The following is a 1060-nucleotide window of genomic DNA, read 5'->3' on the forward strand; positions in this document are numbered from 1 at the left end:
CTGGGATTGATGCACGAATTCGACTTTGACAGATTTATAGGTAGATTCTGCAACGGCATTATCATAGGGACAGCCTTTCTTACTCAGCGAACGAGTAATCTCAAAACTATTTAAAATCTCATTAATGGTTTGATTATCAAATTCCTTTCCACGATCGGTATGGAAAAGTTTGACGTCTGTTAAAGGATATGGGATCCGTCCAAAGGCTTCTTTTACCAATGAGGCGTCCTTTTTCTCACCACAGGAATAACCAATAATTTCTCGATTAAACAAATCCAGAATTAAGCAGACATAATGCCACCTTTTCCCCACGCGAACATAAGTAAGATCAGTAACGATCGCTTCCAATGGCTGTTCTTGTGTAAAGGTCCGATCTAATACATTCGCTGTTTCCGCTTCATTACAAGCTGTTCGCTGGCCTTTAAAATGAGCGATCGTATAGGTAGATGTCAACCCACGTTGTTTCATGATTCGACCGATTCGGCGCCGACTGAGTTGAAGGTCACGCTTTGCTAAACATCTCTTCAATTTCCGGGTGCCATAGGCTTTTCGGTTACGAATAAATTCTTCCTGTATGACTTCTTCTAATTCAGACTCATTTCTGACAGGTTGTGCTTGATAATAGTAGGTTTGACGAGAAATGTTTAGAATTTTGCACATCGCTGATATCGAGTATTTGTGCTTGTTGGCATCAATTACTTGTCTTTTCGTCCGAATATCAGCGCCGCTTGCTTTAAAATATCATTCTCCATTTCGAGCTGTTTGTTTTTCTTTCGTAATGCGATCAGTTCTGCTTGTTCCGGGGTTAAGTTATCTTTTTCCTTGAACGAGCCTGTTGACTGTGCTTGCTTCACCCATTTATCGAAGGCTGAAGCGGTCAGCTCATAGTCTCGAATGATTTCTGCGCGTGGTTTGCCTGCAAGGTAGAGATCGACGACTTGTTGCTTGAATTCTTTTGAATAGGTTCTTCGTTGACGTCTTGACATGAAAAATCCTCCAGTGTGTTTTTTATTATTCTACACACCTTATTTTTTCTGTCTAGTCTAGTGTAGCCGATTCA

1 pseudogene is annotated in these 1060 nt (G+C 40.8%); it reads right to left on the reverse strand.

The features are described 5' to 3' along the window. Positions 1–986: pseudogene (locus tag AC4J95_RS21065) on the reverse strand (IS3 family transposase); the annotation flags it as partial. Positions 987–1060 lie beyond the last annotated feature (74 nt).

Source organism: Enterococcus sp. GPZ-007 (genome assembly GCF_059374735.1).